The 392-nt window shown below is 52.0% G+C and carries 1 protein-coding gene; it reads left to right on the forward strand.

Features of this window, described 5'->3' with window-relative positions; translation table 11 throughout:
* The coding region (locus AB4135_RS21875; RefSeq protein WP_371995531.1) for a VCBS domain-containing protein at positions 1-392 on the forward strand (392 nt) is incomplete at both ends.

Here is a 392-nt window from a genome sequence, read left to right on the forward strand (position 1 = left end):
GGCGCCTTCAGTCAGCAATTAGTGACTGTGACCGTGACGGGTACTAATGATATTCCAGTTATTACTTCTAGTGTTGATGATGCCACTGGCGATGTATTAGAAGCTGGCGTGATGGATGGCGGTAACGATCCGGAGCCGGGCAACTTAATGACCGGCGGCACCTTAACCGCCGATGATATCGATAACGGCGCCAGCTGGAGCTGGAGTTTTGCCGCCCAAGTTAACGACTATGGCACATTCGATATCGACGCTAACACTGGTGTGTGGAGCTACACTTTAGCCGATAACGCACTGGTCAATGCCCTCGCCCAAGGCGAGATGCACGATGAAACCTTCTTGGTCACTGTGACCGATGAACATGGCGCCTTCAGTCAGCAATTAGTGACTGTGAC

Source organism: Shewanella sp. 10N.286.54.B9, from assembly GCF_041468565.1.
Taxonomy (GTDB): domain Bacteria; phylum Pseudomonadota; class Gammaproteobacteria; order Enterobacterales; family Shewanellaceae; genus Shewanella.